Annotated in this window: 1 protein-coding gene and 1 pseudogene; both read right to left on the bottom strand. The window is 73.8% G+C overall.

Annotated features, from left to right (window positions below):
- A pseudogene (locus tag H5J33_RS38135) lies at positions 1-179 on the bottom strand (class II glutamine amidotransferase); the annotation flags it as partial.
- Entirely contained in the window at positions 179-1,516 is a 1,338-nt protein-coding gene (gene egtB, locus H5J33_RS34495) for an ergothioneine biosynthesis protein EgtB (RefSeq protein WP_181798600.1), read from the bottom strand. The gene egtB and the pseudogene H5J33_RS38135, both read right to left, overlap by 1 nt.
- Positions 1,517-1,627: the final 111 nt, after the last annotated feature.

The following is a 1,627-nucleotide window of genomic DNA, read 5'->3' as shown; positions in this document are numbered from 1 at the left end:
TAGCGGGCCGGCGCCGGATCCCCGGGCGCGTACCAGCCGACCCCGAACCCGTCGGCGTTGACCGTCCCGTACCGCTGCCGGCGCGGCGCCCACGACTGCCGGTACAGGCCGTGCGGGGGCTCCACGAGCAGCCGGCCCAGCGACTCCTCGGGTCCGAGGTAGGCGAGGTGACGGCACATCAGACGGCCTCCGAACGGGCGGTGCGGAACCCGGAGAAGATCTGCCGGCGCACCGGGTAGTCCCAGTTGCGGAACGTGCCCCGGCAGGCCACCTGGTCCACCGCGAACGAGCCGCCGCGCAGCACCTTGTGGGCGGAGCCGAAGAACACCTCGGAGTACTCCTTGTACGGGAACGCCCTAAACCCCGGGTACGGCAGGAAGTCGCTCGCCGTCCACTCCCACACGTCACCGATCAGCTGCCGTACCCCCAGCGGCGACTCACCGGCCGGATAGCTGCCGGCGGGGGCGGGCCGCAGATGCCGCTGGCCGAGGTTGGCGTGCTCGGGCGCGGGGTCGGCGTCGCCCCACGGGTAGCGTCGGGAGCGGCCGGTGACAGGGTCGTGGCGGGCCGCCTTCTCCCACTCCGCCTCGGTGGGCAGCCGGCGTCCGGCCCAGCGGGCGTAGGCGTCCGCCTCGTACCAGCACACGTGCAGCACCGGCTCGTCGGGCGGCACCGGTTCCGTGATCCCGAACCGGCGCCGCAGCCACCGGTCGCCGTCGCGCCGCCAGAACAGCGGGGCGGTGATGCCGTGCCGCCGGATGTGCGCCCAGCCCTCCGGTGTCCACCAGCGCTCGGTGGTGTAGCCGCCGTCCTCGATGAACGCCTGGTAGGCGGCGTTCGTCACCGGGACGGTGTCGATCCAGAACGGCGCCACTTCCCGGGGGTGCGCCGGGCGTTCGTTGTCCAGTGCCCAGGGTTCGTCGGAGGTGCCCATGGTGAACGGGCCGCCGGGCACCAGGACTTCGGCCGGTCCGGTGAACGGCGGTGCCGGGGCCGGGTCGGGCGCGGTGAGCGCCTGCGGGCCCTTCCTGAGCTGATGGGTGATCAGCATGGTCTCGTCGTGCTGCTGTTCGTGTTGGGCGATCATGCCGAAGGCGAAGCCTGCCTCGGTCAGCCGGCTGCCGTGGAAGTCCGCCGACGCCAGCAGGTCCAGCGCCCGGCCGCGCACCTCGGCCGCGTACCGGCGGGCCTCGGCGGGCGGCAGCAACGGCAGCGAGGGCCGCTCGGCGCGCGGGTGCTCGAAGGCGTCGTACAGGCTGTCTATCCCGGGCCGCATCGCCTCCCGGCCGCCGACCGCCCGCAGCAGCCACAGCTCCTCCTGGTTGCCGATGTGCGCGAGGTCCCACACCAGCGGGGACATCAGCGGGGAGTGCTGGGCGGTCAGGTCGGGTTCGTCGACACAACTGGTCAGCAGCGTGGTGCGGGCACGGGCGGTGGTGAGGCAGGCCAGCGCCCGCTCGCGCAGCGCCTCGGTGTCCGTCTCGGTGGTCGTGGTGCCGGTCTCCGGGGCGGTCATGTGCGGATGTCCTTCCTCCCGTGGGCGCGGACGCCCCCGGGTGGTCCTTCGTCCAGCAGGTCGTCGGCCGGGCAGCGGCCCCGGGCGACATGGCGGTCGCGGAACCCGGCC

The organism is Streptomyces sp. WELS2, assembly GCF_013870595.1.
Lineage (GTDB): Bacteria > Actinomycetota > Actinomycetes > Streptomycetales > Streptomycetaceae > Streptomyces.
Note: the sequence above shows the minus strand (reverse complement) of the source record. Positions and strands in the feature narration are given on the sequence as shown.